A 24,895-nucleotide genomic window follows, 5' to 3' on the forward strand; every position below is an offset into this window, starting at 1 on the left:
GCATCGCGCCCGCCAAAGCTCGCCTTTGCGCGCGGCTTGAAAGGCGGCGGGTATAGCCGCATACTGGCGGCTGTTTATTTTCTCACCCATTGATTACCTTATACTAACGCCATGAATTTACAGCACCATTTTCTGATCGCCATGCCAACGCTGCAGGATCCTCGCTTCAAACGCTCGGTGATTTACATTTGCGAGCACAATGAAGAAGGCGCCATGGGTTTGGTGATCAATAAACCGGTGGAGCAGTTCACGGTAGCCACGGTGCTGAGCAAGCTGAAGATCATGCCGCCTGCGCGCGATCCGGCCATCAGCCTGGACAAGCCGGTGTTCGCCGGCGGCCCCCTGGCGGACGATCGCGGGTTTATCCTGCATACGCCGCGCCACGGCTTCGGCGCCAGCATTCAAATTTCCCCCAACACCATGATCACCACCTCGAAAGATGTGCTGGAAACGCTCGGCACGCCGGAGCAACCGGACGACGTGCTGGTGGCGCTGGGTTATGCGGGTTGGGAAAAGGGTCAGTTGGAGCAGGAAGTGTTGGAAAACGCCTGGCTGACCATCGAAGCCAACACCGATATTTTGTTCCGCACGCCGATCGCCAGCCGCTGGCGCGAGGCGGGGAACCTTTTGGGTATCGACATTCGCAGCATCGCCAACCACGCAGGACACGCCTGATGAGTAACCGCACCATTATCGCCTTCGACTTTGGCACCAAAAGCATCGGCGCGGCCGTTGGCCAGGAGTTGACCGGCAGCGCCCGCGCCCTGCCGGCTTTCAAAGCGCAGGACGGTTCGCCGGACTGGCTGAAAATCGAAAAACTGCTGAAGGAGTGGCAGCCGGATTTGGTGGTGGTCGGCCTGCCGCTGAACATGGACGGCACCGAACAGCCCGTTACCGCCCAGGCGCGCAAGTTCGCCAACCGCCTGCACGGCCGCTTCGGCATCCAGATCGATCTGCATGACGAGCGCCTGAGCACCGTGGAAGCGCGCGCCAACCTGTTCGATCGCGGCGGCTTCCGCGCGCTTGATAAAGGCAGCGTGGACTCCGCCTCCGCGGTGGTGATCCTCGAAAGCTGGTTCGAACGGCAGCTGGGCTAACCCCTCGTTCCCTCCCCCGCGCACTCCCCCAACACGCCGGCGTCGATCCGCTGCTGCAAACCCTGCTCAAAGGTTTGCATGCCCGACTGTGCGCCGGTTTGCAACACGCTCGCCAACTGATGGGTTTTCCCTTCGCGGATCAGGTTGCTGACCGCCGCCGTCGCCGTCAGCACTTCAAAGATCGCCACGCGTCCGCCGCCAGGGCGCCTCATCAGCTTTTGCGCGATCACCGCTTGCAGGCTGCCCGCCAGCTGGGCGCGCACATAGGGTTTTTCTTCCGCCGGAAACACGTCCACCAGCCGTTCCACCGCCTGCGGCGCGCTGCGGGTGTGCAGCGTCGTCAGCACCAGGTGGCCGGTCTCCGCCGCAGTGAGCGCCAGCCGGATGGTGGCGGTATCGCGCAGCTCGCCCAGCAGGATCACATCCGGATCTTCGCGCAGCGCGGCGCGCAACGCCGCATCGAAGCTGTGGCTGTCGCGGCCGATCTCCCGCTGCTGGATCAGCGATCGCCGGCTGCGGTGCAGGAATTCGATCGGATCCTCCAGCGTCAAAACGTGCCGCGACTGGTGCCGGTTGATCTCGTCGATCATCGCCGCCAGCGTGGTGGACTTGCCGCTGCCGGTGGCGCCGGTGACCAGGATCAATCCGTCGGCGCGCCGCAGCAACGCCGGGACGATGGCCGGCGCCGCCAGCGCGGCAAGCGAAGGCGACTGCCCGGCGATACGCCGCAACGCGAGAGAAATTCCCGCGCTTTGCTGAAAAACGTTGGCCCGCAGCCGCTCCCCGCTCGGCCGGTGCAACGCCAGATCGACCTGCCCCAGCCGCCGCAGGCTCTCGCGCTGCTGCGCATTCAGCAATCCGTTGCAAAGGGCCTGCACGCCTTGCGCCGTCAGCGTTGGCGCCGCCGCCAGCGGCTGCAGTTCACCGTCGATGCGCAACATCGGCGGATGACCGGCACAAAGGTGCAGATCGGAAGCATTATGCTTTACACTAAGGGCCACGAATTCATCGATATCCATATCACTCTCCCGGGTCAATAATGAGCACTATCCAACAGAACCTGCAGGATGTCAGAAACCGCATTGCGGCCGCCGCGCGAAATTGCGCGCGGGCGCCAGAAGAAGTTGCCCTGCTTGCCGTCAGCAAAACCAAACCTGTGGCGGCGATCGAAGAAGCCATCGCCGCTGGCCAGCGCGCCTTCGGCGAGAACTACGTGCAGGAAGGGGTAGACAAGATCCGGCATTTCGCCGAGTCGCCGCAAAGCGGCGAGTTGGTGTGGCACTTTATCGGCCCGCTGCAATCCAATAAGAGTCGGCTGGTGGCGGAACACTTCGCCTGGTGCCATACCGTGGATCGGCTGCGCATCGCCCAGCGCTTGAGCGATCAGCGCCCGGCCGACCTGCCGCCGCTCAACGTGCTGATTCAAATCAACATCAGCGACGAGCAAAGCAAATCCGGCATTGCGTTGGCCGAGCTGCCGGCGTTGGCCGAAGCGATCGCCGCGCTGCCGAACCTGACGCTGCGCGGCCTGATGGCTATTCCGGCGCCGGAAGCGGATTATCAGCGGCAGCTGGCGGTATTCAGCCGGATGAACGACGCATTTCTCGCCCTGCGTCAGCGTTATCCGCAGGCCGATACGCTGTCGATGGGCATGACGGACGATATGGCGGCGGCGATCGCCGCCGGCAGCACCCTGGTGCGCATCGGCACCGCAATTTTTGGCGCCCGCGACTACTCGCAGGCCTGACACACAGACGAGGGATTTGATGCAACATCGCAAGATTACCTTTATCGGCGCCGGCAACATGGCGCGTGCAATCATCGCCGGCCTGGTGGCGGGCGGCTATCCAGCCAAATCCATCAGCGTCTGCGCCCCTTCGCCGAAAAACCGTGATGCGCTGGCTGCAGACTACGGCATCGTCAGCAGCGGCGACAACGTCGCCTGCGCGCGTGAAGCCGAGGTGGTGGTGCTGGCGGTCAAACCGCAGATGATGGCCGACGTGTGTCAGCCGCTGCGCGAACAGGTCGACTTCAGCGGCAAGCTGGTGCTGTCGATCGCCGCCGGTATTCAGGTCAGCCGTTTCTATCAGCTGCTCGGCGACAAGCTGGACATCGTGCGCATCATGCCCAACACCCCGTCGCTGGTCGGCAAGGGCATGAGCGGGCTGTACGCGCCGGCGCAGGTCAGCCAGCGGGATCGCGATTACACCGGCGATTTAATGGCGTCGGTCGGTAAAGTTTGCTGGGTCGATGACGAAAATGGCATCAACGGCGTGATCGCCGCCGCGGGCAGCGCCCCGGCCTATTTCTTCCTGTTTATGGAAGCGATGCAAAAAGAAGCCGAGCGCATGGGCTTCGACAGCCAGACCGCGCGCGATCTGGTGCAGCAGGCCGCTTCCGGCGCCGCCGCGCTGGTTGAAGCCAACCCGGATACGCCGCTGGGCACGCTGCGCGAGCAGGTGACCTCCAAAGGCGGCACCACCGCCGAAGCGCTGCGGGTGTTCAACGAACGCCAACTGCCGGAAACCGTGGGGCAAGCGATGCAGGCCGCCGTTTCCCGTGCCCAAGAGATGGAAAAATTATTTTAAATAACCGCGAGTTAAGGAGAAGGACCACTTCATGCTAACGCTGACTTTCCTGGTCAAGACCGTTATTGATCTGTACGTGATGGTGCTGTTGCTGCGCATTTGGATGCAGTGGGCGCGCACCGATTTTTACAACCCGTTCTCACAGTTTGTGGTGAAGATCACCCAGCCGGTGGTCAGCCCACTGCGCCGCATCATCCCGTCACTGGGGCCCATCGACAGCGCTTCGCTGCTGCTGGCGTTCCTGCTGATGACCATCAAGTACCCGCTGCTGCTGCTGATTCAGGGCGGCGCGATGTCGCTCAGCCCGTATAACCTGCTGTTCGGCCTGATCTCGCTGGTGAAGTCCGCCGGCTACCTGATCTTCTGGGTGATGATCATTCGTGCGCTGATGAGCTGGGTAAGCCAGGGCCGCAGCCCGATCGACTACGTGATGTACCAACTGACCGAACCCTTGATGGCGCCGATCCGTCGCATCATCCCGGCGATGGGCGGCATCGACTTTTCCGCCATGGTGGTGATCCTGATCCTCTATCTGATCAACTACCTGGGCATGGATCTGTTCGGTGAGATCTGGTTCCTGCTGTGAGTGCAGTCACTCCGGTGCTGGACGGGCTGGCGATCAGGCTATATATTCAGCCGAAAGCCAGCCGCGACCAAATTATCGGCTTGCATGGCGACGAACTGAAAGTCGCCATCACCGCCCCGCCGGTCGACGGCCAAGCCAACGCCCATTTGATCAAGTTTATCGCCAAGCAGTTCAAAGTGGCGAAAAGCAACGTCACCATCGAGAAAGGCGAACTGGGGCGGCATAAACAGTTACGCATCGTGAATCCGCAACAGATCCCCGCCGTGGTCGCGGCGCTCATCGAATAATTTTCAAGGTAGTCATTTATGCAAAAAGTCGTTCTTGCCACCGGTAACCCGGGCAAAGTGCGCGAACTCGCCGACCTGTTGGCCGATTTCGGCCTGGACGTGGTCGCACAAACCGATCTGGGCGTGGAGTCCGCCGAAGAGACCGGCCTGACGTTTATCGAAAACGCCATTCTGAAAGCGCGCCATGCGGCACAGGTCACCGGCCTGCCGGCGATCGCCGACGACTCCGGCCTGGCAGTGGACGCGCTGGGCGGCGCGCCGGGTATCTACTCCGCGCGCTATGCCGGTGAAGATGCCGACGATCGGCAGAACCTCGACAAGCTGCTGGCGGCGTTGAAAGACGTGGCGCCGGGCCAGCGCGGCGCGCAATTCCATTGCGTGCTGGTCTATCTGCGCCATGCGGCAGACCCGACGCCGCTGGTGTTCCACGGCAGTTGGGCCGGCGAAATCACCGAGCAGGCCGCCGGTGAAGGCGGCTTCGGTTACGATCCTGTCTTCTACGTGCCGGAGCTGGGCCGCACCGCCGCCGAGCTGAGCCGCGACGAGAAGCGGGCGATTTCGCACCGCGGCAAGGCGCTGAAGCTGATGTTGGAAGCCATGCGCAATGCTTAAGCTGCCCCCGCTGAGTCTCTACATCCATATCCCGTGGTGCGTGCAGAAATGCCCGTACTGCGACTTCAACTCCCATGCGCTGAAGGGTGACGTGCCGCATCAGGAGTATGTCGATCATCTGTTAGCGGATCTGGATGCCGACCTGCCGCTGGCCGGCGGCCGGGAAATCAGCACTATCTTTATCGGCGGCGGCACCCCCAGCCTGCTGAGCGCCGAGGCGATGCAGGCCTTGCTGGACGGGGTGCGGGCGCGCATTCGCGTCGCCGACGACGCCGAAATCACCATGGAGGCCAATCCCGGCACCGTGGAGGCCGATCGCTTCAGCGGCTACCAGCGCGCCGGCGTCAACCGCATCTCCATCGGGGTGCAGAGCTTCAGCGCCGAGAAGCTGAACCGTCTGGGGCGCATCCACGGCCCGGAAGAGGCCAAACGCGCGGCGACGCTGGCGACCGGCCTTGGCCTGCGCAGCTTTAACCTCGATCTGATGCACGGCCTGCCGGATCAGTCGCTGGAAGAGGCGCTGGACGATTTGCGCCAGGCGATCGCCCTCAATCCGCCGCACCTGTCGTGGTATCAGCTGACCATCGAACCGAACACCCTGTTCAGTTCGCGCCCGCCGGTTTTGCCGGACGACGATGCGCTGTGGGACATCTTCGAGCGCGGCCACCAGTTGCTGAGCGCCGCCGGCTATCAGCAGTATGAAACCTCGGCCTACGCCAAGCCGGGCTACCAATGCCAGCACAACCTCAACTACTGGCGCTTCGGCGACTATCTGGGGATCGGCTGCGGCGCGCACGGCAAGGTGACCTTCAGCGACGGACGCATCCTGCGCACCGCCAAGACCAAGCACCCACGCGGCTTTATGCGCGGCGACTACATGGACAAGCAGCATGAGGTGGCGGCGGCGGATCGGCCGTTCGAGTTCTTCATGAACCGCTTCCGCTTGCTGGAAGCCGCGCCGCGCGCCGACTTCGTCAACTACACCGGGCTGGCGGAAAGCGTCATTCGCCCGCAGTTGGACGAGGCGCTGGCCAAAGGCTATCTGGAAGAAACCGCAGAGCACTGGCAGATCACCGAGAAGGGCAAACTGTTCCTCAACTCGCTGCTGGAACTGTTCCTGGCGGACGACGAGTAAAAAAAAGCGCTGAATAATCAGCGCTTTTTTTCATGTTCAGGCGGCATTATGAGGGCGATGCGTCACGTCGCCACGCCCCTTCAGCAATCCCTCAACGGAAACATCCTCGTCCAACGCATCCCAATGGATGCCGCGAGCGCTGAGTTCATACTCTGCCCGCTGTTCTTGCGTCGCATTCAACAAACGCGGAAACCAGGCCAGTGGCACGCCAATAATTCGGGCGTCGCTCAGTTCGACCCACATCGTCGCATCGTCAAAGCTGACGCGTTTAGCCGAAATACTCATGCCAAGCCTCCAAAAACAATGCCTGATAGGTATCAACCAGACCCGCCAGCTCTTTTAGCGTTCTGGCGTTAAAGCCGTCATTACGCGCCAACTGCACGCCAGGAACCAACCAGAATTTCGCTTCAGCCTCAGCGTCTCTGATATGAACATGCGGCGGCTCAAGCGGGTCACCCTCGTTGGAATAAAAAAAGAACCTGTAGCCTTTATAACGGAATATCACTGGCATCAATGCAAAATCCTTTTGCCGATTGATTATAGTTTAGCCAGTTTGTCAGATAGCCGTCGTGAGGTCAAAAACGCACGGCGGCTACGCCTATCCGTTACTTCAACGCTTTCAGCAGATCCTTGCGCTGGGTTTCCAGTGCGGTGACGCGGTTGCACACATCATGGCCGAAGTTCTGGAAGTCCTGCTCCTGGTTGTTCCATTCGTTCTGGATCGCCTTCTGCAAGCCGCCCAGGTTGCCCATGATCGCCTGCAGCGGGTTACCGCCGCTGTTGGCGGCCTGTTTGACGCCCATTTCGTTCAGGCTGTCCTGCAGCACGCCGCCCATGCTCTGCTGCACGATGTTGCGGCCATCCTGTTCCACCTGGTCGATCGCCTTGTGGTGGAAGGTCAGGCCGTCGCTGCGGTGCTCGATGATGCGGTTCATCTGCTGTTTCAGCTGGCCGTTTAGGGTGGTCAGCCGGTTGCGCACGTTGCTGTTGCTGCCCAGCTCTTTGACGATCACTTTATCCAGCGCTGCGCGGGCTTTCTCCAGGTGTTTCTGCGCGCCGTCGTCGATCCACGGCAGTTGCTTGCGCAAGGCGCTCTGGTAACTGAAGGCTTTCTGCCGCTGACTATCGTTCAGGCTCAGCGCCTGGCCGTTGCGGATCACGTCGCCATCCGGCGAAATTTGCAGGTCGCCGCTGGCGCCTTTCACCTGCACGCTCTGCGGGCTGATGATCACATCGTCCTGGGGTTTAACGCTGCATTGGTACTCGGCGTGGGCCTGCGCGGCAGTCGCCGCCAGCAGCAGTAAGGCTAACCCGGTTTTCTTCAACATAGCTTCTCCTGACTCCCATCCAGACTGGGATTAAAAAATCGAACGACCGATACGTTGAGACAACAGTTCCAGCGCCGCAGTTCCCGCCAGCGAGTTGCCGGAAGCATCCAGCTCCGGCGACCAGACGACGATCGACAGCTCGTCCGGCACGATGGCCACGATGCCGCCGCCCACGCCGGACTTGCCCGGCATTCCCACCCGATAGGCGAATTCGCCGGCGCCGTCGTACATGCCGCTGGTCATCATCAGGGCGTTGATCTGCCGGGCCTGTAGCGGGCTAATCACCGCCTCGCCGCTGAGATCGCGGCCGTGATTGGCCAGATAGACGAAGCTGCGCGCCAGCTCCACACAGCTCATGCGCAGCGCGCAGTAATGGAAATAGGTTTGCAGCACGGTGATGACGTCGTTTTCGAAGTTGCCGAACGACTTCATCAGATAGGCGATGGCCGCATTGCGATCGGAGTGTTCGAATTCGGAACGCGCCACCCGCAGGTCATAGGCCAGATCGTCTTCGCCGGCCAGCTGACGCACCACCTCCAGCATGCGCTGTTTGGGGGCGCTGAGCCGGGTTTGCAGCATGTCGCACACCACCAGCGCGCCGGGGTTGATAAACGGATTGCGCGGTTTGCCCTGCTCCATCTCCAGCTGCAGCAGCGAATTGAACGGCAGGCCAGAAGGCTCTTTGCCGACGCGCCGCCAGATCTCAGGCTCCTGATAGCGCGTCAGCGCCAGCGTCAGGCTCAGCACTTTGGAGATCGACTGGATGGAGAAGCGCTCCGCGGCGTCGCCGGCCTGGAACAGTTCGCCGTCCACCGTGCACACGGCGATCGCCAACCGGTCGGCGGGCACTTCCGCCAACGCCGGGATGTAGTCGGCCACTTTCCCCTGGCCAATCAGCGGGCGCACCTGTTGCAGGATCTCCTCCAGCAACGCGTTATCCAATGTTGTTACCACCTCGGTCACACTCCGGGCAAAACAAAGGCGCCGTTAAGGCACCTTAGATCAATAAAACGGCGCGGCGCGAAGCCGCACTCATCGGGCAAGCGCGATCAATCCCACCAGATATCGAACAGATCGCTGACCTTAACGTCAGTCAGTTTGCGCGCTTCCAGCCAGTTTTTCACCAGTTCGCGATGCTCGTCGGTGCAGTGGCCGATCTTCTGCAGGCAGATCAGACCTTCCCACTGCAGGTAGCCGCTGCCGTCAAACGCCAGGCCGTTCGGCTCGATCACTTCATCGATGAAGGTATCCAGCGTGCTGTCGATGTCTTCCACCGACGTGCCTTCGGCAAAGCGCCAGGCTACGGAGAAACCCAGTTCCTGAAATTCTTCAATGTGCAACTTTTTACGTAAACGACGACTGCGGTTCTTAGCCATTATTCTTTCCTCTCAAACATCAAGTCCCAAACGCCATGTCCCAGGCGCTGGCCGCGTAATTCAAATTTCGTCAGCGGGCGCGAATCCGGACGCGGCACGTAATCATTATCGCTGGAAAGATTACGGTAGCCTGCGACCCCGTTCATAACCTCTAACATATGTTCCGCATAGGGTTGCCAATCGGTAGCCATGTGGAAGACCCCGCCGGTCTTCAGCTTGCGCAGCACCAGTTCGACAAACGGCGTTTGCACGATGCGGCGCTTGTTGTGGCGCGCCTTGTGCCACGGATCGGGGAAGAACAGCTGCACCATGTCCAGCGAGCCGTCCGGGATCATGTTTTCCAGCACTTCAACCGCATCGTGGCACATCACGCGCAGGTTGCTCAGCTTCGCCTCGTGGGCGTCGGCCAGGCAGGCGCCCACGCCCGGCGAGTGTACTTCGATCCCTAAAAAGTTCTGCTGCGGATTGTTGCCCGCCATGGTCACCAGCGAGGCGCCCATGCCAAAACCGATCTCCAGTACCGTCGGCGCTTCGCGGCCGAACAGCGCGGCGAGATCGACAGCGTCAGCCTGATACTCCACGCCCATCACCGGCCAATAGTTCTCCAGCGCGTGCTGCTGGCCTTTGGTCAGCCGCCCCTGGCGGCGGACAAAACTGCGGATACGGCGCATCGCGCGGCCGTTCTCATCAAATTCCGGGGAGATGACGTCATTAATCATAGTGCTTTCTGTCTGTTTGGCTGCCAATTAGGGAAACGCGCATTATGCAAAGATACATTGGTTTAGCAAGTGTTCATCTTCTGTACCCGCCGTGCGGCGTCGGAAAGTTCCGGTTTACAGCATCATGACTCTATGCTGCAATCTCGCTTCATTTTCTGCCGGATAACGACGCTGCTCATGATGCAAGCACAACAATTCGCACAGGTGGTGCTTGACTGGTACCAGCGCTACGGTCGCAAGACCCTGCCGTGGCAGCTGGAGAAAACCGCCTATCAAGTATGGCTCTCCGAGGTGATGTTGCAACAGACTCAGGTTGCCACCGTCATTCCTTATTTTCAGCGCTTTATGACCCGTTTTCCCAACGTGCGCGCGCTGGCGGAGGCTCCGCTGGACGAAGTGCTGCATCTGTGGACCGGCCTCGGCTATTACGCCCGCGCCCGCAACCTGCACAAGGCGGCGCAGACCATTGTCGCACAGCACGGCGGCGAGTTCCCGACAACCTTCGCAGAAATCGCCGATTTACCGGGCGTCGGCCGCTCCACCGCCGGCGCGGTGCTGTCGTTGGCGCTGGGCCAACACTATCCGATCCTCGACGGCAACGTGAAGCGCGTGCTGGCTCGCTGCTACGCGGTGGAAGGCTGGCCGGGGAAGAAAGAAGTCGAAAACCGACTGTGGAAAATCAGCGAAGAGGTCACCCCGGCGCAGGGCGTCGGCCAGTTCAACCAGGCGATGATGGATCTGGGCGCCATGGTTTGCACTCGTTCCAAGCCCAAGTGTGAACTCTGCCCGCTCAACGTCGGCTGCCTGTCTTACGCCAATCACAGCTGGGCCAACTACCCCGGCAAGAAACCCAAACAGACCCTGCCGGAAAAAACCGCCTACTTCTTATTGCTGCAGCACGGCGACCGCGTGTGGCTGGAGCAGCGCCCGGCGGTGGGCCTGTGGGGCGGCCTGTTCTGCTTCCCACAGTTCAGCGCGCGCGTGGATTTGGAACTCTGGCTGCAGCAGCGCGGTCTGAAAGGCAAGCGCCTGGAACAGCTGACCGCGTTTCGCCACACGTTCAGCCATTTCCATCTCGATATCGTGCCGATGTGGCTGTCGCTCGACGCGGCGGGCAGCGGCATGGATGAGGGCGCGGGTCTCTGGTATAACTTAGCGCAGCCGCCGTCGGTCGGGCTGGCAGCGCCGGTGGATCGCCTGTTGCAACAGCTGGCGAAGCAGCCCCCGATCCAACAAAACTTATATGGCGATAGCGCCATCGACGAGGAATTAGCATGAGCCGCACCATTTTTTGTACTTTCCTGCAGCGCGACGCCGAGGGCCAGGACTTCCAGCTTTATCCCGGCGACGTCGGCAAGCGCATCTACAACGAGATCTCCAAGGAAGCCTGGGGCGAGTGGATGAAGAAGCAGACCATGCTGATCAACGAGAAGAAGCTGAACATGATGAATGTGGATGATCGCAAACTGCTGGAAGAGGAAATGATCAAATTCCTGTTCGAAGGGCACGACGTGCACATCGAAGGCTATACGCCGCCGAGCGAATAACGCTGTTGGGGCCAGGCGCTGGCCCGCTTCAATCCTCTTATACTTCTTCCAAACGGCTTTAAGATGAAGAAAATTTTAGCTTTGCTCGTAATAGCGCCTTTGCTGATCTCCTGTTCCGGCAAAAAAAGTGAAGAAATCAACGAAGCCTGGATCAAAGACACCAACGGCTTCGACATTCTGATGGGGCAATTCGCTCACAACATCGAGAACATCTGGGGTCTGAACGAAGTTCTGATCGCCGGGCCGAAAGACTACGTCAAATATACCGACCAATACCAAACCCGCAGCCACATCAACTTCGACACCGGTGCCATCACCATCGAAACCATCGCCACCACCGGTCCGGCCGCGCACCTGCGCCAGGCGATCATCAGCACGCTGCTGATGGGTGACGATCCGGGTTCCATCGATCTCTATTCCGACGCCAACGATATCCAGATCAGCAAAGAGCCGTTCCTGTACGGCCAGGTGCTGGATAACAAAGGCGCGCCGATCCGCTGGGAATGGCGCGCAGCGCACTTCGCCGATTACCTGCTGCAGACCAAGCTGCAAAAACGCACCTCCGGCCTGCACGTCATCTACTCGGTCACCATCCAGCTGGTGCCAAACCACCTGGACAAACGTGCGCACAAATACCTGCCGATGGTGCGCAAGGCGTCGGAAAAATACGGCGTAGACGAATCGCTGATCCTGGCGATCATGCAGACCGAATCGAGCTTCAACCCCTATGCGGTGAGCGGTTCGGACGCGCTGGGCCTGATGCAGGTGGTGCAACACACCGCCGGTAAGGATGTGTTCCAGATGCGCGGCAAATGGGGCACCCCGAGCCGCAGCTACCTGTTCGATCCGGAGAACAACATCGACACCGGCACCGCCTACCTGGCGATCCTGCAGAACAACTACCTGGGCGGCATTCAGAACCCGACCTCGCGCCGCTATGCGGTGATCACCGCCTACAACGGCGGCGCCGGCAGCGTGCTGCGGGTGTTCTCCAGCGACAGGACGCGCGCGGTGGGCATCATCAACGGCATGCAGCCGGGCGACGTGTACCAAACGCTGACCACCAAACACCCGGCCGCCGAGTCGCGCCGCTATCTGGTGAAAGTGAATACCGCGCAGAAGAGCTACCGCAGAAAGTAGCGCTTCCCGCGTGGAAATGAGAAGGGCCGGTGCGAACCGGCCCTTTTTTTACTGCTTGATCATATAGCCAAAGATGCGCTTCCAGCCGTGATCTTTTTTCTCGATGTAGACCCCCTGCAGCTCCGGCGAGAAGCCCGGCAGGCGGTTGATACCCTCCTCGAGCGCCAGGAAGTAGCGCTGCACCGCGCCGCCCCACACTTCGCCCGGCACCACGCACAGCACGCCCGGCGGATACGGCAGGGCCCCTTCCGCCGCGATGCGCCCTTCCGCCTGGCCGATCGGCACCAGCTCGACGTTGTCGCGGATAAACTCCACGTTGGCGTCCTGCGGGTTCATCACCACCGGCGGGAAATGATCCTGACGGAACATCTCCTTTTGCAGCTGCTTGACGTCAAAGCTGACGTACAGATCGTGCATCTCCTGACACAGCCGGCGGATGCTGTAGCCGCGGTAACGCTGCTCGTTCTTGCGGTACACCGTCGGCAGCACCACGCTCAGCGGCGCATCCTCTTCGACATAGCGTTCGAACTGCGCCAGCATCTCCACCAGCTGTTCCATCTTGGCCGGGTTCTCCGCCGGGGTCAGCAGGAACAGGATCGAGTTGAGATCGCACTTCTCCGGCACGATGCCGTTCTCGCGCAGGAAGTTGGCCAGAATGGTGGCCGGCACGCCGAACTCGGTGTATTGGCCGGTCGCGGCGTCAATCCCCGGCGTGGTCAGCAGCAGCTTGCACGGATCCACCAGATACTGATCCTGGGCATAGCCTTCGAAGCCGTGCCACGTCTCCCCCGGCACGAAGGTGAAGAAGCGCGCGTCGTTGGCGATCAGATCGGTATCGTGATCCTGCCAGTCCTTGCCCGCCACCTGCTGCGGAATAAACGGCTTCAGCTGCGAGCAGCGCGTGAGCAGCTGTTTGCGCGTCTCGATGCCCAGCTTGACGCAGTCCATCCACATGCGGCGCCCGGCGGGGCCGGCGTGCATCTTGGCGTTGACGTCCAGCGCGGCGAACAGCGGATAGAACGGGCTGGTCGACGCATGCAGCATGAACGCATTGTTCAGATGCTTGTGGTTGCAGTGGCGCTTTTGCCCTTTGATATGGTCGTCTTTCTTATGGATCTGCGAGGTCTGCGAGAACCCCGCCTGCTGTTTATGCACCGACTGGGTGACGAAAATGCCCGGATCGTGCTCGTCCAGCTCCAGCAGCAGCGGCGAGCACTCTTTCAGCATCGGAATAAAGCCTTCGTAACCCACCCAGGCGGAGTCGAACAGAATGTAATCGCACAGGTGGCCGATGGTGTCGATCACCTGGCGAGCGTTGTAAATCGTGCCGTCGTAAGTGCCGAGCTGAATGATCGCCAGCCGGAACGGCCGCGCCGCCGCGGCTTTCTCCGGCGCCACCTCGCGGATCTGCTCGCGCAGATAGCGTTCGTCGAAGCAGTGCGCATCGATGCCGCCGATAAAGCCGAACGGGTTGCGGGCGGTTTCCAGATAGATCGGCGTGGCGCCGGCCTGGATCAGCGCCCCGTGGTGGTTGGATTTGTGGTTGTTGCGATCGAACAGCACCAGATCGCCGCGGGTCAGCAGCGCGTTGGTCACCACCTTGTTGGCCGCCGAGGTGCCGTTGAGCACGAAGTAGGTTTTATCGGCGTTGAACACCCGCGCCGCGTGCTTTTGCGCATCCTTGGCCGAGCCTTCGTGGATCAGCAAATCGCCCAGCTTGACGTCGGCGTTGCACATGTCGGAACGGAACAGGGTTTCACCGTAGAAATCGAAAAACTGCCGGCCGGCCGGGTGCTTGCGGAAGAACTCGCCGCCCTGATGGCCTGGGCAGGCGAAGGTCGAATTCTCCATCTCGACGTAGGTCTTCAGCGTTTTGAAGAACGGCGGCAGCAGCGCCTGCTCGTAGGCGTCGGCGGCGGCCTCCAGTTGCGCCATGTAGAACGGCTTGCTGGCGCCGGCCAGCAGCGCAAAAACCCCACTGACAAACGGCAGATAGTCCGGCGAGAGATGCTCGTCCCCTTCCACCGCCACGAAGGTCGGAATGTCGAACCCCGTCGCCTGCAAGCGCGCCAGAATGCCGGCGTTCACGTCGGCGACCGACACCACCGCCGCCGCCACGTCAGTGTAGTCCGTCTGCTCTACGCGCACGATCTGGCGCAGCGTCTCAATGGTGGCGACCAGGCTGGCGCTGGTCGCGATTTTCAATTCTTTCATCATGCTGACTCTCAAACGGTGAAGGATGAGGGTGTGCCACCGGCACGGTAATGAGATAACGCGGTTATCCCGGTAAAAGCGATACCCGGGCACGGCAGCATAAGTGGCGTGCGTGACCGGCTCATGATCGGGGATCATCAGGCGGCTATCGGGGGAACTGGTCTTGGCAGCGTCCGACAGGCATCAGTAAAATCAGGGCCGCAGCGCTGGCTTTACGCATGCCTAACAGCGAGCGTCAGGCGGCCTTACCGCATGGCCGGCAGGCGTATTCGGGCGGATGACGTGCGGAGGAAACAACGGCGGAACGGTGGCGGTGTCAGATGTCTGGTGCGCAGCAGCGCTTGAGCAACAAAACCAGTCATGCCAATAACCCTCTGGCTTATAAGAAGCGGAAACACCGTCAGGGAACGGCGAGTGCTAAAATTTGCGCAATGATTGCATGATTCGTTGCAGGGTTCAAGCGAGAACCGCCTTGATTGAACGTCCATTGATTAAAGCATAATTCATTGTTATTTAATTGAAAAACCAAAAATCGCGCGTTTTAAGATGGTATAAATACACGTTTTATATGCATATTTATTGAATGCGGATATCCCCCCGTCCCCCGCCCCTCCGGGCTTGCTGCCTGAAAATAGAGCAACCGATCGGCTTTGTGACAGAAAGCGATTGACGCCATCCGGCCAATACGGTTTAATGCGCCCCGTTGCCCGGATAGCTCAGTCGGTAGAGCAGGGGATTGAAAATCCCCGTGTCCTTGGTTCGATTCCGAGTCCGGGCACCATATTTAGAATAACCCGCCTATGGCGGGTTTTTCGCTTTCTGGGGTACGGACTCTCCATCGAACTGCGTTCGATTATTCGATCTTACGGCCTCACCCTGCGGGCCAGCGCTAAAGCGCTGTTCAACGCGGCGCCAGCGCCGGTTGTCCGAGTCCGGGCATCCTATTCATATCAACGGACCTCCACGGAGGTCCGTTTTTGCATTATCAGCCCGCATAAAATCACACATCTCGAATCGTTCCATTCAACACAAATCTACTCAACTCTCCCCACATCAAGTCCCTTGCGAATGTAGTGGTCAAATCATCTTGGCCGCGGTGTTACAGTAAAAATGGCATCTGTTCTCCGACTCTTCCGGTGTCAGCCCACCGTTATCATGGTGAGGTCTGATTCTATTACAGTAGTTCAATATATAATCATTAATTTGCTGCGGGGACTCGCCCTTTTCTGCGTAATCATTCGTAGGAACCCATTCTGTTTTCAGACTGCGGAAGCTGCGTTTCATAGGGCTATTACCCCAGCAGTTTCCCCGTCTAGTGACGCTTTGTTTTATTCTGTCACGACATAAAAGTTGTTGATATCTCAGTCCTGTATGCTGACCTCACTGATCGCTATGGAACATGACATCATGTGGTTGCCCCGCGCCTCACATGCCATCCGCAGGGCGCTGTCTATCAGTGCTGTATTCCCATTTTACAACTATCTTTCCCTCTCTTCAGGAAGCTGAAGACCACTGCCGATGATTAACGCCACGCTGCCGGCTGCCGCGTGCAGATTCGGCGTGCTCGCCGGTGCGAAAAACAGGCTGGGGACCAGATGGCCGACGGAGCCGGCAGAGTGAAAAACCATTCGGCATAATAAGAATCGCTTACACATTTAGGACAAAATTGTCTGTATATATAGGCAGCTATAATATAAGATGTTGGAAAGTTTCCCTGGTGTTGTTGTGTGTCTTTGCCCTATCTATATAGGGCTTTTTTATCTCCCCTTCCCGGCAGCTGCCGTTGCCCCACCCTTTATCCCGCCGATATCCCCAGCGTAGAAAAGTAACGGTTACTAATGAATATCGTCGTAGGATTGCCACCAGCTCGTAAACGTCGCAGAAAGGTCAGATCATAGTGGAAAGGAGCGATAAGACGCCGCAGCGGCGCGCATTAATAGCGGACGTAAGAAGTAATAGCCCCTTCGCGTAAGCAAACAATCATCCAGGGCTCACTAGCGGACAAGAAAAAAGGCAGGGAAATCCCTGCCTTGTAGAATAACGCAATGAACTATCAGGCAAATTCGGTTGACTGAGATGCCACGCCGTTGAGGCTGATGTCATTCGCGTAGTACAGCTTCATCGCTTCATTATGATCAACGCCATCCAGGAAGACGAAGGTATCGCCTTTATCCAGCTTGCCGTCGCCATTCTTATCGACGATCACATAGCTGCCGCCGTCCGCGCTGACGATGCCGACCTCTGACAACGGCTGCTTATCCAGCCCCAGGATCTGGTTGATGATGTTGGTCACGCCCACAATGGCGCCGGTAATGATGCCGCCCAGAATGCCGGCAATCCAGCTGGCCGCGCCGGACACGGAACCGTAATCCGCCACCTGGGTGCCGTTGTTGGCGTTGATGTCGCCCTTGCCGGACATCGTCATGCCGGACTGCGTATCCACCAGGGTATCTTCATACATGTTGAAGTCCTTGATAGTCACCGCCGCCTCGGTGGTGCTGCTGAGCAGTTTGAAGGTGTCATGCCCCGCGCCGCCGGTCACGTTGGTGTTGCCCATCACGCTGATCACGTCGTCCTGACTGGAGCCAGTGACATGCACGTCATCCCGCTTCAGGCCAAACATCGCGGCGATCGTCTTGGTCAGCGAGCTGAACGGCAGCAGATCCAGGAAGTCCAGAATGAAGCCCTGGCCCGTTCCCGCCACTTCGGAGGTGATGGTCACCCCAGCTGAGTTGGAAGACGCATCGATGTTACGCAAGCTGCCGTTATCGGCGCTGACGTGCAGATCCAGATAGTGATCGCCGGAAATTTTCACCGTCTTCACCTGATTGCTGCTCGCCAGGTTCAGGATGTTGCTGAAATCGCCGGTGCCGCTGGAGTTAATGTTCACCGTCTCCAGCGCCGTGCCGAACAGCAAGCTGCTGCTGCTGTTCAGCGAGATGGAGCCGGCGTTGACATCGCTGTCGCTTTTAGCGGTGAAGTTAATGTCGAACTTGCTGGTCGCATTCTCCAGGAACGTAAAGCCCAGGCTGCTGGCGGCGGTGGCGTTGCCGGTCACTTCCAGCTGCGCCGCGTTGCCGCCTTTGGTGCTGGCGATGTTAATCACCCTGACGTTGTCCGCCATGCTCGACAGCACGAAGCCCTGCGTGCCTAGTGATGAAGAAGCGGAAACGTTGGTCAGCTTGCCAACGTTCTTGATCTCATCCGCCGTCGCCTTGCCGTTGATCACGCCGAAATCGAACTGGTGGCCGGTATCAACGCCCACATAACCGCCGTTCAGCGTCGCGCCGGTACCGCCGACATAGCCGCCCAGATCGATCTTCTCAAAGTTGCTGAACTGGCCGGCGTTGGTGGTGATGGTGGTTTTGTAAGACGTTCCCAGCCAGTTGGAGCTGGAGGTGGTGGTCAGCTGTTTGGTGATGAAGTTGGCGGAGATGGTGTCCACGCCGTCGCCGCCGTTGGCGCTAATGTCTTTGCTGACCACGTTTACGCCATTGGTGGCGTTGCCGGCCCATTTCAGCACGTCGTTGCCGGCGCCCAGGTTGAATTTCCCGGTGCCTTCGGCGATGTTGGCCACGGAGGTCACCAGCACGTGATCGTCGCCTGAGCCGGCGTTCAGGATCACATTGCCGTTGTTGACGATGATGTCCACACCCTTATTGACGCCGTTGTCCGACAGGTTGACCGTGGTGGCGTTGCCGCCGTTGATGGTCAGGTTAGCCAGATGATCGGCGAACTTCAGGTTGACGGTGGTGTCCGCGTTGGCGTCCAACACCGCATTCACCAGCACCGCGGTTTCCGCATTGCTCAGCACGTGGCCCTTGCCGGTGTTGACGGTGCCGGTGGCGTTGCCGTCCGTTGAAGAAGCGGACAGCAGAGCCGAGGTTTTATACGCCAGGCTGGTGCCGATATCGTGCTCAAACGCATGCTGCTGGCTCACGGTCGCGTTATCGGTCGCGGTCGAGTTGCGCAGATCGTTGATGATAGAGACGGTGATTTTCGTCTTGTCGGAACCGAACTGCGCGTACTTCTGCAGCTGGGATGCATTGGCCGGCACGCCGTGCACCGCAGTGTACACGTGCTGAATGAACTCGTCGCCGTTCAGCGAGGCGCCTTTTTTCTGGAACTCGGCGGAGGTGATCAGCTTCGCCGTCAGCGAGCTCATCGAGTTGCCTTCGCGTTCCAGGTAACTGCTCCAGTCGTCCAGGCCCTGCGCGTCAACGTTGCGCTGCGGGATCGCCAGGAAGATCGACGCCACGATTTCCAGCGTCGCCAGATCGGCGATCTCGCCCGGCGCATGCGGGGTGGTGTCGTTCAGGAACTGCTGCTGCGCCGCCGCGTCGTCAGAGGAGACGGTACCGCGCAGATCGTTGATCATATCGACCAGCACCTGGCCTTTATCGCCGCCGTTGTTCAGGTACGTCGTGTACTGTTCAAACTCTGCCGCAGTCGGCTCGCGGCCGTAGGCTTCGGCGAACAGTGTGTTGACGAACGCGTCGTTCGCCATCGACGACAGCGCCGGGCGATCGTTGATGAACTTGGACGCCGCCTGTTCAAACGTCAGGGCGCCACTATTGATTTGGCTGCCCAGCGAATTAACGGTGCCCATCACCGGGTCGATGCCGACCAGGTAGTACAGCGCCAGAATGTCGGAGACGCCATCAGCGCCGCCGGCGACGGTATAAGACGGATAAAGGATCTCATCCAGCTGCTGGTCGTAATGCTCCTGAGTCGCCAACATGTCGGCGTCGACGCCATTGTAGTTCAGCAGATCGGTGATGACCGATGCGATCGCGCCTTCCAGGCCATTTTGCGCCAGCATGTCGTCCAGATAACCTTCCGGCGCCGGTTTACCGTAGGTATCGGCGTAAATGCTGCTCAAAATATCCAAATCACTTTGGCCTGCGTACTTCTCGGCGCCAGCGGGAGATTTCAGCAATGCGCCGACATAGTCTTCGGCCGACAGTTGATTTTTCTCAATGCTGCTGCCGACGGAGTCATAAGTCGCAGCATCGAGTTTTACGCCGAGCACCGCGTATGTAAGGGCAACGGCTTCTTTTTGAAAGTTTAAAGATGCCATAGGTGATTCTCCTTATATAACTGATGACATATGCCAATAGCCTCCAGTGGCTAAAGAGCAAATGAATAGAATCCAAAAATACATTTGGCATATGATCGAAACCAAAGCACTGCAAAGGTTTATTCTTGCCCCTTCGCATATCGCCCCGGCTGTGAAATGAAAGCACCATCGCCAATTCTCTGCCATGAGGAATTCGGCGCATATACAGCAAATAAAAATTTATGTTCGCTAGTGATATGAAAGCCTTTCACGAGGCTAAATATATATATAAATGCAACAACCGCAACCTCTTGAAAAACACCACCCACAAATAGACTTTAAAACCAAAAATAGCAAAATTATAAGATATTGATTTGAAATATAACTATTTATAAGATTTAAAATCTATATGTTGATTATTTTTCAGAACATAAATCCATTTACACAAAAAGACAAAACAATACATAAAACAAAGGAATAAAATATATTTTAAAATTCCTATAGCGATAAATTACTTATAAGCGCGAGAATAAAGAATAGGTCGAGAAACTTAAAAAATTCTCATTTTTAGAGCAATAATCGACCAGCTTAGCCTCACGTGTTAATTAAGATTCACCCTATAAAATAAACAATAAAATACAATGAGTTATAAAACCGTAGAATGTAAATTCTTTATTTTCAGGCAAAATCCCCCTATGAAGCGGGAAGATCGCCATTTTACTCACCAGCAAAGAACGCCGAACACCGTGTTTTTTCACGATGAAATACGGTGAAAGGCCGCACCGTTACGGCGGCGGTGATATGAAATTACGGCTGGAAGCCGCAGTGGAAAAGGCCGACGCGCCCTAACGGGCATAGCCGCCGGGCGCTTAAAGCAGAGGAGGATTGATCGTCCTGCGCGACGCCCAATTGGCCGCAATAAAAAAGGCGGGAAAATCCCCACCCAGAAACATCATGCACTCGGTGCCCGCCGCCGAAAGACCGTATGTCGTCAGCGCCGTTCTCCCGCCTGGCCGTAGCGGCTTTCACCTAAATAAGCTGCCCCAGCCGTTCGAATCCCAGCTTGCGCAGCCCATTCATTTTATGCTGGCTCACCGTTTTTTCACTGATCGCCAGCACGTTGGCAATCGTCGCCATCGTTGCCCCCTTCAACAGCAGCGATAATACAAGAAACTCTCTTGGCGACATCGAAGTCCCCCAATTACGAGCCAAAACCCGATCGATCTCCTTCACTATCTCCGCCATGCCGGCATTTTTCTCGATGCAATTAACATTGAGCAGCTGGCCACAACGAAGCGGCGTAAATATCAGCGCCTTAAATTCAGGATTCCGCGCGATAGAGAGTATTTCCAACACTCGCCCTATCGAAGAGAAAGAGAGTATAAACAAGCCAGCTTGAAAATATGCGGGCCTAATCTGTCCATAGCGCGGCAAATGCCGCCCCTGCACAAACAACTCATTGCCGTATTCACGGCTCAACATCACTTTCATACCCAACGAAAAAAAATAGTCATCGCTAAGAACCGTTACACGCATACAACTATTACCGCTCACCATCACATTAACAATGCATCATCGAAACAACCACTGAAGGCGCGCAGCGGCGCGTCTCCATTTCAGTCGTAAATAATGTTCAGCGTCGCCGAAGCATTAATTTCCCCTTGAGTGGCGCCGGAAATATCATAAGGATAATAATAAGCGCCCATACGAATAGAGAAATGGCTTGCCAATGCCTGGCCGACCGCCACATTAAATAAGGACGTTGCATTGCCGCGATCGTTCGGAGAGGTCGAAAGCATGACCGGCGAGCCCGGCTTATCAGCCTGCACCAGCCGAATACCCACCCCTTGCGCAGCGCCAGGATTCTTATCGGTCAGCACCGTGCCATCGGCAGGCAACAGGTTGTTGCTGGATAAAAACATGTCGACGCCGCGATCGGCGATACCCGCTTGATGCATGTTCTCGCAGCTCATGTTCAACGTAAACGGGGTATAGCCGGCCTGAGCATTTTTCCCCAATTGGGCGATGCCGGTTTTTGGCAGCATGACCTGCAGCCCGGCATTGTCAAAACTGCAGGTGGTCATTTTGGGCGCGTAGCGCAGAATGAGCGGTTGGGCATACATATCGCGCTCATCAATGGGCCAATCCTGAAACCCGCTCAGGATCCAAGTGAGCAGCTTGCCCGTCATTTTGATAATCCAGGTCAAAGGACCAATACCGGTCACGTCGGAAACCAGCAGTGCGCTATCAAACTGTTTGGTGTCGCCGGGCACGGCGGTGCCCTTCTTGTCGACCAACGAGAAACGCAACGTCATCGGCTGGTTCAACTCGCTGGCCGAATAAGTTCCGGCCCCTTTTAACTTTACGCCGTCTATCTCATTGACAATTTCGGCGCGCACCCACTGCTTGCCATTGTTAAACCCGATAATCACTGGGTTTTTAGAGCCGGTAGGCAACAGTGAGGTATAGGCGAACTCATAATTTTGGAAAAGGCCTCCCGAACACTTAAAGCTCCCGACATATTGGGTGGCGTATTCGCCTTGCCAGACCGGATTTTTTGCACTCAGCTTGTCCGACAAGTCGATAGATATCGGCGTACCGTATCCCATGCTGGTTTTTTCATAGCAAGCTGCATAGCCGTAATTGCAAAACAGCCCGGACAGCAGCAACAAAGCAACGCTTCTGAATTTCATCGTCCATATCCCGTGTTATTGGCATACGCCAGGTGCGGCATCCGGCGCCAGCGCAGGCCGCTCTATCCGGCAGCTGCCGTTGCGCAAGCGCACTGTCAACGCTTTCGGCTCGCGATCGGCGCGCAGGTACAGCATGCTGGCCTGGCCGACATAGCCGATGGATTCCCCAGCGTCATCCAGCACTTCCGCGCCGAACGGCAGTGGCTTGTCATCGTGTTTATAAGCGCGCAGCGTATAGGACTGACGCTGGTCGGTTTCAAACCGCAGGTAGTTAACCGCACCGGCGTAAGGCACGCTGTTGGCGATATTGCCGATGATCTCCGCGCCGCTGCTGTTGCCGGTGTCCGACAGCGTCACCGAGTTTTCCCGGTATGGAGTGGCGTACGGTACCAGCGCCAACCCCGCGCTGTTGGTGACGATGCTTTCATCGCCGTTGACCATCAGGCCGGCGGCCTTTGGCGCTTCCACCACCGTCATGGTGTTGCCGAACTCATTGGATGCCAGCACGTGCCAGGGAATCGCCACCAGGCTGCCGCGGCCGCTCAAACCCGCCTGCCGATAGCCGGAAGACTCACTGTATGATGCGCCCAAGGTAGAGAAACTCGTGCGATATGCCACGTTGGCGCTGCCCATATTGTTGCCGCCGCGCTGATTGCTGGCGGCAACGGCGTAACTTAAGCGATTCGACTCCAACGCATTGCCGCTCAGGCTAATATTGCTCTGTTGATAACGGGAGTTGGTCGCCGTCATTCCGCTGCTGAGGTACGCCGGGGTGTCGAATATCGCCAACGGCAAGCTGACCGAAAAATAGTAACGCGTCTCTTCCTGTCGCGAAGCATTCCGAACCCGGCTGGCGGAAACGTTGTAGCTCACCTTGCCGTAGGCATTGGAATAACCAAGCTGATATTCCCGGCTTTTGCCGTTTTGCGTCCAATAATCACGCTGTGTGCCGGAAAAATAGACCGTGCCCCAGCCGTCATCCAACCGCTGATTCAGGTTCAGGTTAAAGGTGTTGCGAGGCCGAGCGGAACGCAGCGCATCCCAGGTATTCATATCCAGATCGGCGCTCTCGCCGCCCTCTTCATTTTCCCGCAGCTCATTAAAGCGCGTCTCGAACTGGCGATATCCCTCATGCGCATAAATCGCGTCGCTGAAACTGTAATAACCCTTGGTCGAATAACGATACGCCGCGAGAGTAAAGTTGGTGGCGGTAGCATCGAGGAATTTGCTGTAGGCAATGCGGAAACTTTGCCCGCTTTCGCGGCGATCTTTCAGGGAAGTATTGGCATGGGTGACGTCCAGCGACACCGCGCCGATCGGCAGATTCCAGCCGCTGCCCAGCAGGTAAGAACGGTAATCATCGCTGATAATGCCCCCGGCGTAACCGGTGACCAGATTATTGAAACCGTATTGCAGCGTGCCCTGCACAAAGCCTGGCTGATAATCGGTATTGGACTGCTTCACTTCACCAACCAGCAGGCTGTATTTGTTCACGCCCTGTTTGAGCATGTTTGGCACGGCGGAAAAAGGCACGGTGAAAGACTGTTCTCTGCCATCAGCCTCTTTTACCACCACCAACAGATCGCCCGCGGAACCCGTGGGCTGAATATTGTCGAGGACGAACGCGCCCGGCGGCACGTTTTCTTGATAGACCACGTTGCCGCTCTGTATGACTTTCACCAAGGCGTTGGTTTGCGCGACGCCGTGCACCACCGGCGAAAAACCCTGCTGCGAGTTTGGCCGCATATTGATGTCGGAAGCCAATGACACGCCACGCATCCGCACTGAATCAAACAGCTCGCCCGGCGAATAAAAGTCACCGGCGGTAAAATTGGATTTGATGCCGGCAAACCCCTTCTGCACATAACGGGTATTGTTTTGCCACTTGCCGTCCTGGCCCGACGCTTTGCGATACGAACTGTTGTCCCTGAATTGCCAGCCTGCGAGGTTGACGCCGGACTCCAGCCCGGTATAAAAATCGTCGGTGGCCTCTTTGCCGCCCTGCTTTGATTTCACGCGGTAGTAGGTCGTGTTGTAACCCAGCATCAATGCTGATACGCCACGATCCCAAAATTTGGGATCGACATAACCGGCTTCCGAACGCAACACATGGGATTGCGGCACCGTCAGCCTTAAGCTCAGGCTGCCGACGTCCAGCTCGGTTCTCCCGCCTCGAACCAGGCTCGCGATCGGCAGCATGGCGCGCTCATCGTCAGGCGCGGGCAGATCCGCCATGTCGATTCCCAGCAACGCGGCATCTTGATAGCTGATGTTTATGTCATCTCTCGTTTCACCAAAATTCAGTGAATAACGCCCCTTCCAATTATTGTTGACATAAATATCAACTTCCTGCGTTCCCGCAGGCATATCGCTGTTGATATAAAAACGCGAAAGGTCGGACTCGCGCGAAGAGCCGGCCAATAGCGAAGTATCAAACTCTATTGCCGACGCATTTTCCAACATCAAGAATGAAGAGGCTGTCAGTAGAGAGAGGGCTTTTTTATTCAGCTTCAT

23 protein-coding genes, 1 tRNA gene and 1 pseudogene are annotated in these 24,895 nt (G+C 57.9%); 12 read left to right on the forward strand and 13 right to left on the reverse strand.

Going from position 1 to position 24,895, the window contains the following annotated elements:
- The first annotated feature begins 111 nt into the window (after positions 1-111).
- Together ACOWVD_RS14240 and ruvX are read left to right on the forward strand one after the other, a co-directional pair.
- Positions 112-675, forward strand: coding sequence for a YqgE/AlgH family protein (locus tag ACOWVD_RS14240; RefSeq protein ID WP_004937452.1), 564 nt, complete (start codon positions 112-114; stop codon positions 673-675).
- Complete coding sequence (ruvX, locus tag ACOWVD_RS14245; RefSeq protein WP_015379046.1) at positions 675-1,097, forward strand: Holliday junction resolvase RuvX; 423 nt, start codon at positions 675-677, stop codon at positions 1,095-1,097. The genes ACOWVD_RS14240 and ruvX overlap by 1 nt, the downstream gene beginning before the upstream one ends.
- Here the strand turns inward: ruvX and ACOWVD_RS14250 are convergent.
- Complete coding sequence (locus ACOWVD_RS14250) at positions 1,094-2,116, reverse strand: type IV pilus twitching motility protein PilT (RefSeq protein ID WP_197763848.1); 1,023 nt, start codon at positions 2,114-2,116, stop codon at positions 1,094-1,096. The two genes, ruvX and ACOWVD_RS14250, sit on opposite strands and share 4 nt — an antisense overlap.
- A 20-nt stretch (positions 2,117-2,136) precedes the next feature.
- Between ACOWVD_RS14250 and ACOWVD_RS14255 the strand changes: the two genes are divergently transcribed.
- Genes ACOWVD_RS14255 through hemW form a run of 6 tightly spaced genes read left to right on the forward strand, consistent with a single transcriptional unit; the run spans position 2,137 to position 6,305 of the window.
- A complete protein-coding gene (locus tag ACOWVD_RS14255) occupies positions 2,137-2,844 on the forward strand; it encodes a YggS family pyridoxal phosphate-dependent enzyme (RefSeq protein ID WP_049239919.1) in 708 nt (235 codons plus the stop codon).
- Between the two features lie 19 nt (positions 2,845-2,863).
- Positions 2,864-3,685, forward strand: coding sequence for a pyrroline-5-carboxylate reductase (proC, locus tag ACOWVD_RS14260; RefSeq protein ID WP_265261072.1), 822 nt, complete (start codon positions 2,864-2,866; stop codon positions 3,683-3,685).
- Positions 3,686-3,716: 31 nt separating this feature from the next.
- A complete protein-coding gene (locus ACOWVD_RS14265; protein WP_049189057.1) occupies positions 3,717-4,271 on the forward strand; it encodes a YggT family protein in 555 nt (184 codons plus the stop codon).
- A complete protein-coding gene (yggU, locus tag ACOWVD_RS14270) occupies positions 4,268-4,558 on the forward strand; it encodes a DUF167 family protein YggU (protein ID WP_004948014.1) in 291 nt (96 codons plus the stop codon). The genes ACOWVD_RS14265 and yggU overlap by 4 nt, the downstream gene beginning before the upstream one ends.
- An 18-nt stretch (positions 4,559-4,576) precedes the next feature.
- Complete coding sequence (locus tag ACOWVD_RS14275) at positions 4,577-5,170, forward strand: XTP/dITP diphosphatase (RefSeq protein WP_049239920.1); 594 nt, start codon at positions 4,577-4,579, stop codon at positions 5,168-5,170.
- On the forward strand, positions 5,163-6,305 hold the full coding sequence (gene hemW, locus ACOWVD_RS14280) for a radical SAM family heme chaperone HemW (protein WP_048796774.1): 1,143 nt from the start codon (positions 5,163-5,165) through the stop codon (positions 6,303-6,305). The genes ACOWVD_RS14275 and hemW overlap by 8 nt, the downstream gene beginning before the upstream one ends.
- Before the next feature lie 36 nt (positions 6,306-6,341).
- Here hemW and ACOWVD_RS14285 read toward each other — a convergent pair whose 3' ends face one another.
- The 6 genes from ACOWVD_RS14285 to trmB form a co-directional block, all read right to left on the reverse strand.
- The gene (locus tag ACOWVD_RS14285) at positions 6,342-6,590 is read right to left on the reverse strand and encodes a DUF2442 domain-containing protein (RefSeq protein WP_004937422.1); all 249 of its coding nucleotides are present in this window, start codon (positions 6,588-6,590) and stop codon (positions 6,342-6,344) included.
- Positions 6,574-6,816 carry a DUF4160 domain-containing protein gene (locus tag ACOWVD_RS14290; protein ID WP_004937418.1) on the reverse strand — a complete coding sequence of 81 codons (243 nt, stop codon included), beginning with the start codon at positions 6,814-6,816 and terminating at the stop codon, positions 6,574-6,576. The genes ACOWVD_RS14285 and ACOWVD_RS14290 overlap by 17 nt, the downstream gene beginning before the upstream one ends.
- A 94-nt stretch (positions 6,817-6,910) precedes the next feature.
- Positions 6,911-7,633, reverse strand: a complete 723-nt coding sequence (locus tag ACOWVD_RS14295; protein ID WP_015379052.1) for a DUF2884 domain-containing protein — start codon at positions 7,631-7,633, stop codon at positions 6,911-6,913.
- A gap of 30 nt (positions 7,634-7,663) precedes the next feature.
- Entirely contained in the window at positions 7,664-8,587 is a 924-nt protein-coding gene (gene glsB / locus ACOWVD_RS14300) for a glutaminase B (protein ID WP_004937414.1), read from the reverse strand.
- Positions 8,588-8,682: 95 nt separating this feature from the next.
- Positions 8,683-9,009, reverse strand: coding sequence for a YggL family protein (locus ACOWVD_RS14305; protein WP_004937412.1), 327 nt, complete (start codon positions 9,007-9,009; stop codon positions 8,683-8,685).
- The gene (gene trmB / locus ACOWVD_RS14310) at positions 9,009-9,728 is read right to left on the reverse strand and encodes a tRNA (guanosine(46)-N7)-methyltransferase TrmB (RefSeq protein WP_004937410.1); all 720 of its coding nucleotides are present in this window, start codon (positions 9,726-9,728) and stop codon (positions 9,009-9,011) included. Before trmB ends, ACOWVD_RS14305 begins: the two co-directional genes overlap by 1 nt.
- Before the next feature lie 177 nt (positions 9,729-9,905).
- Here trmB and mutY point away from each other — a divergent pair, with 177 nt between their 5' ends.
- The 3 genes from mutY (at position 9,906) to mltC (ending at position 12,415) form a co-directional block, all read left to right on the forward strand.
- On the forward strand, positions 9,906-11,006 hold the full coding sequence (gene mutY, locus ACOWVD_RS14315; RefSeq protein WP_274852139.1) for an A/G-specific adenine glycosylase: 1,101 nt from the start codon (positions 9,906-9,908) through the stop codon (positions 11,004-11,006).
- Positions 11,003-11,275 (forward strand): oxidative damage protection protein, encoded by a 273-nt coding sequence (locus ACOWVD_RS14320; RefSeq protein WP_004937404.1) that lies wholly within the window; start codon positions 11,003-11,005, stop codon positions 11,273-11,275. Before mutY ends, ACOWVD_RS14320 begins: the two co-directional genes overlap by 4 nt.
- Positions 11,276-11,338: 63 nt before the next feature.
- A complete protein-coding gene (gene mltC / locus ACOWVD_RS14325) occupies positions 11,339-12,415 on the forward strand; it encodes a membrane-bound lytic murein transglycosylase MltC (RefSeq protein WP_421105638.1) in 1,077 nt (358 codons plus the stop codon).
- 48 nt (positions 12,416-12,463) lie between these two features.
- Here the strand turns inward: mltC and speF are convergent, their stop codons facing one another.
- Positions 12,464-14,629: an ornithine decarboxylase SpeF gene (speF, locus tag ACOWVD_RS14330; RefSeq protein ID WP_041922371.1), complete on the reverse strand. Its 2,166-nt coding sequence runs from the start codon at positions 14,627-14,629 to the stop codon at positions 12,464-12,466.
- A gap of 705 nt (positions 14,630-15,334) precedes the next feature.
- Between speF and ACOWVD_RS14335 the strand changes: the two genes are divergently transcribed.
- Positions 15,335-15,410, forward strand: a tRNA-Phe gene (locus ACOWVD_RS14335).
- Between the two features lie 296 nt (positions 15,411-15,706).
- On the opposite strand, the pseudogene ACOWVD_RS14340 reads toward ACOWVD_RS14335, so the two are convergent.
- The 5 genes and pseudogenes from ACOWVD_RS14340 to ACOWVD_RS14360 all read right to left on the reverse strand — a co-directional run.
- Positions 15,707-16,101 (reverse strand): annotated as a pseudogene (locus tag ACOWVD_RS14340) (integrase core domain-containing protein); the annotation flags it as partial.
- A 581-nt stretch (positions 16,102-16,682) separates the two neighbouring features.
- Positions 16,683-19,709, reverse strand: coding sequence for a DUF4214 domain-containing protein (locus ACOWVD_RS14345; RefSeq protein ID WP_164095644.1), 3,027 nt, complete (start codon positions 19,707-19,709; stop codon positions 16,683-16,685).
- Between the two features lie 1,008 nt (positions 19,710-20,717).
- The gene (locus ACOWVD_RS14350) at positions 20,718-21,224 is read right to left on the reverse strand and encodes a response regulator transcription factor (protein ID WP_164095645.1); all 507 of its coding nucleotides are present in this window, start codon (positions 21,222-21,224) and stop codon (positions 20,718-20,720) included.
- 80 nt (positions 21,225-21,304) lie between these two features.
- Positions 21,305-22,381 carry a fimbrial protein gene (locus tag ACOWVD_RS14355; protein ID WP_049241550.1) on the reverse strand — a complete coding sequence of 359 codons (1,077 nt, stop codon included), beginning with the start codon at positions 22,379-22,381 and terminating at the stop codon, positions 21,305-21,307.
- A gap of 15 nt (positions 22,382-22,396) precedes the next feature.
- A complete protein-coding gene (locus tag ACOWVD_RS14360) occupies positions 22,397-24,895 on the reverse strand; it encodes a fimbria/pilus outer membrane usher protein (RefSeq protein ID WP_277496603.1) in 2,499 nt (832 codons plus the stop codon).

Source organism: Serratia sp. SA088 (assembly GCF_049065515.1).
Taxonomy (GTDB): domain Bacteria; phylum Pseudomonadota; class Gammaproteobacteria; order Enterobacterales; family Enterobacteriaceae; genus Serratia; species Serratia nematodiphila.

Coding starts and splice junctions, on each gene's coding strand:
- ACOWVD_RS14240 (WP_004937452.1), top strand. CDS start 112: ATGAATTTACAGCACCATTTTCTGATCGCCATGCCAACGCTGCAGGAT.
- ruvX (WP_015379046.1), top strand. CDS start 675: ATGAGTAACCGCACCATTATCGCCTTCGACTTTGGCACCAAAAGCATC.
- ACOWVD_RS14250 (WP_197763848.1), bottom strand. CDS start 2,116: ATGGATATCGATGAATTCGTGGCCCTTAGTGTAAAGCATAATGCTTCC.
- ACOWVD_RS14255 (WP_049239919.1), top strand. CDS start 2,137: ATGAGCACTATCCAACAGAACCTGCAGGATGTCAGAAACCGCATTGCG.
- proC (WP_265261072.1), top strand. CDS start 2,864: ATGCAACATCGCAAGATTACCTTTATCGGCGCCGGCAACATGGCGCGT.
- ACOWVD_RS14265 (WP_049189057.1), top strand. CDS start 3,717: ATGCTAACGCTGACTTTCCTGGTCAAGACCGTTATTGATCTGTACGTG.
- ACOWVD_RS14275 (WP_049239920.1), top strand. CDS start 4,577: ATGCAAAAAGTCGTTCTTGCCACCGGTAACCCGGGCAAAGTGCGCGAA.
- hemW (WP_048796774.1), top strand. CDS start 5,163: ATGCTTAAGCTGCCCCCGCTGAGTCTCTACATCCATATCCCGTGGTGC.
- ACOWVD_RS14285 (WP_004937422.1), bottom strand. CDS start 6,590: ATGAGTATTTCGGCTAAACGCGTCAGCTTTGACGATGCGACGATGTGG.
- ACOWVD_RS14290 (WP_004937418.1), bottom strand. CDS start 6,816: ATGCCAGTGATATTCCGTTATAAAGGCTACAGGTTCTTTTTTTATTCC.
- ACOWVD_RS14295 (WP_015379052.1), bottom strand. CDS start 7,633: ATGTTGAAGAAAACCGGGTTAGCCTTACTGCTGCTGGCGGCGACTGCC.
- ACOWVD_RS14305 (WP_004937412.1), bottom strand. CDS start 9,009: ATGGCTAAGAACCGCAGTCGTCGTTTACGTAAAAAGTTGCACATTGAA.
- trmB (WP_004937410.1), bottom strand. CDS start 9,728: ATGATTAATGACGTCATCTCCCCGGAATTTGATGAGAACGGCCGCGCG.
- mutY (WP_274852139.1), top strand. CDS start 9,906: ATGATGCAAGCACAACAATTCGCACAGGTGGTGCTTGACTGGTACCAG.
- ACOWVD_RS14320 (WP_004937404.1), top strand. CDS start 11,003: ATGAGCCGCACCATTTTTTGTACTTTCCTGCAGCGCGACGCCGAGGGC.
- mltC (WP_421105638.1), top strand. CDS start 11,339: ATGAAGAAAATTTTAGCTTTGCTCGTAATAGCGCCTTTGCTGATCTCC.
- speF (WP_041922371.1), bottom strand. CDS start 14,629: ATGAAAGAATTGAAAATCGCGACCAGCGCCAGCCTGGTCGCCACCATT.
- ACOWVD_RS14345 (WP_164095644.1), bottom strand. CDS start 19,709: ATGGCATCTTTAAACTTTCAAAAAGAAGCCGTTGCCCTTACATACGCG.
- ACOWVD_RS14350 (WP_164095645.1), bottom strand. CDS start 21,224: ATGCGTGTAACGGTTCTTAGCGATGACTATTTTTTTTCGTTGGGTATG.
- ACOWVD_RS14355 (WP_049241550.1), bottom strand. CDS start 22,381: ATGAAATTCAGAAGCGTTGCTTTGTTGCTGCTGTCCGGGCTGTTTTGC.
- ACOWVD_RS14360 (WP_277496603.1), bottom strand. CDS start 24,895: ATGAAGCTGAATAAAAAAGCCCTCTCTCTACTGACAGCCTCTTCATTC.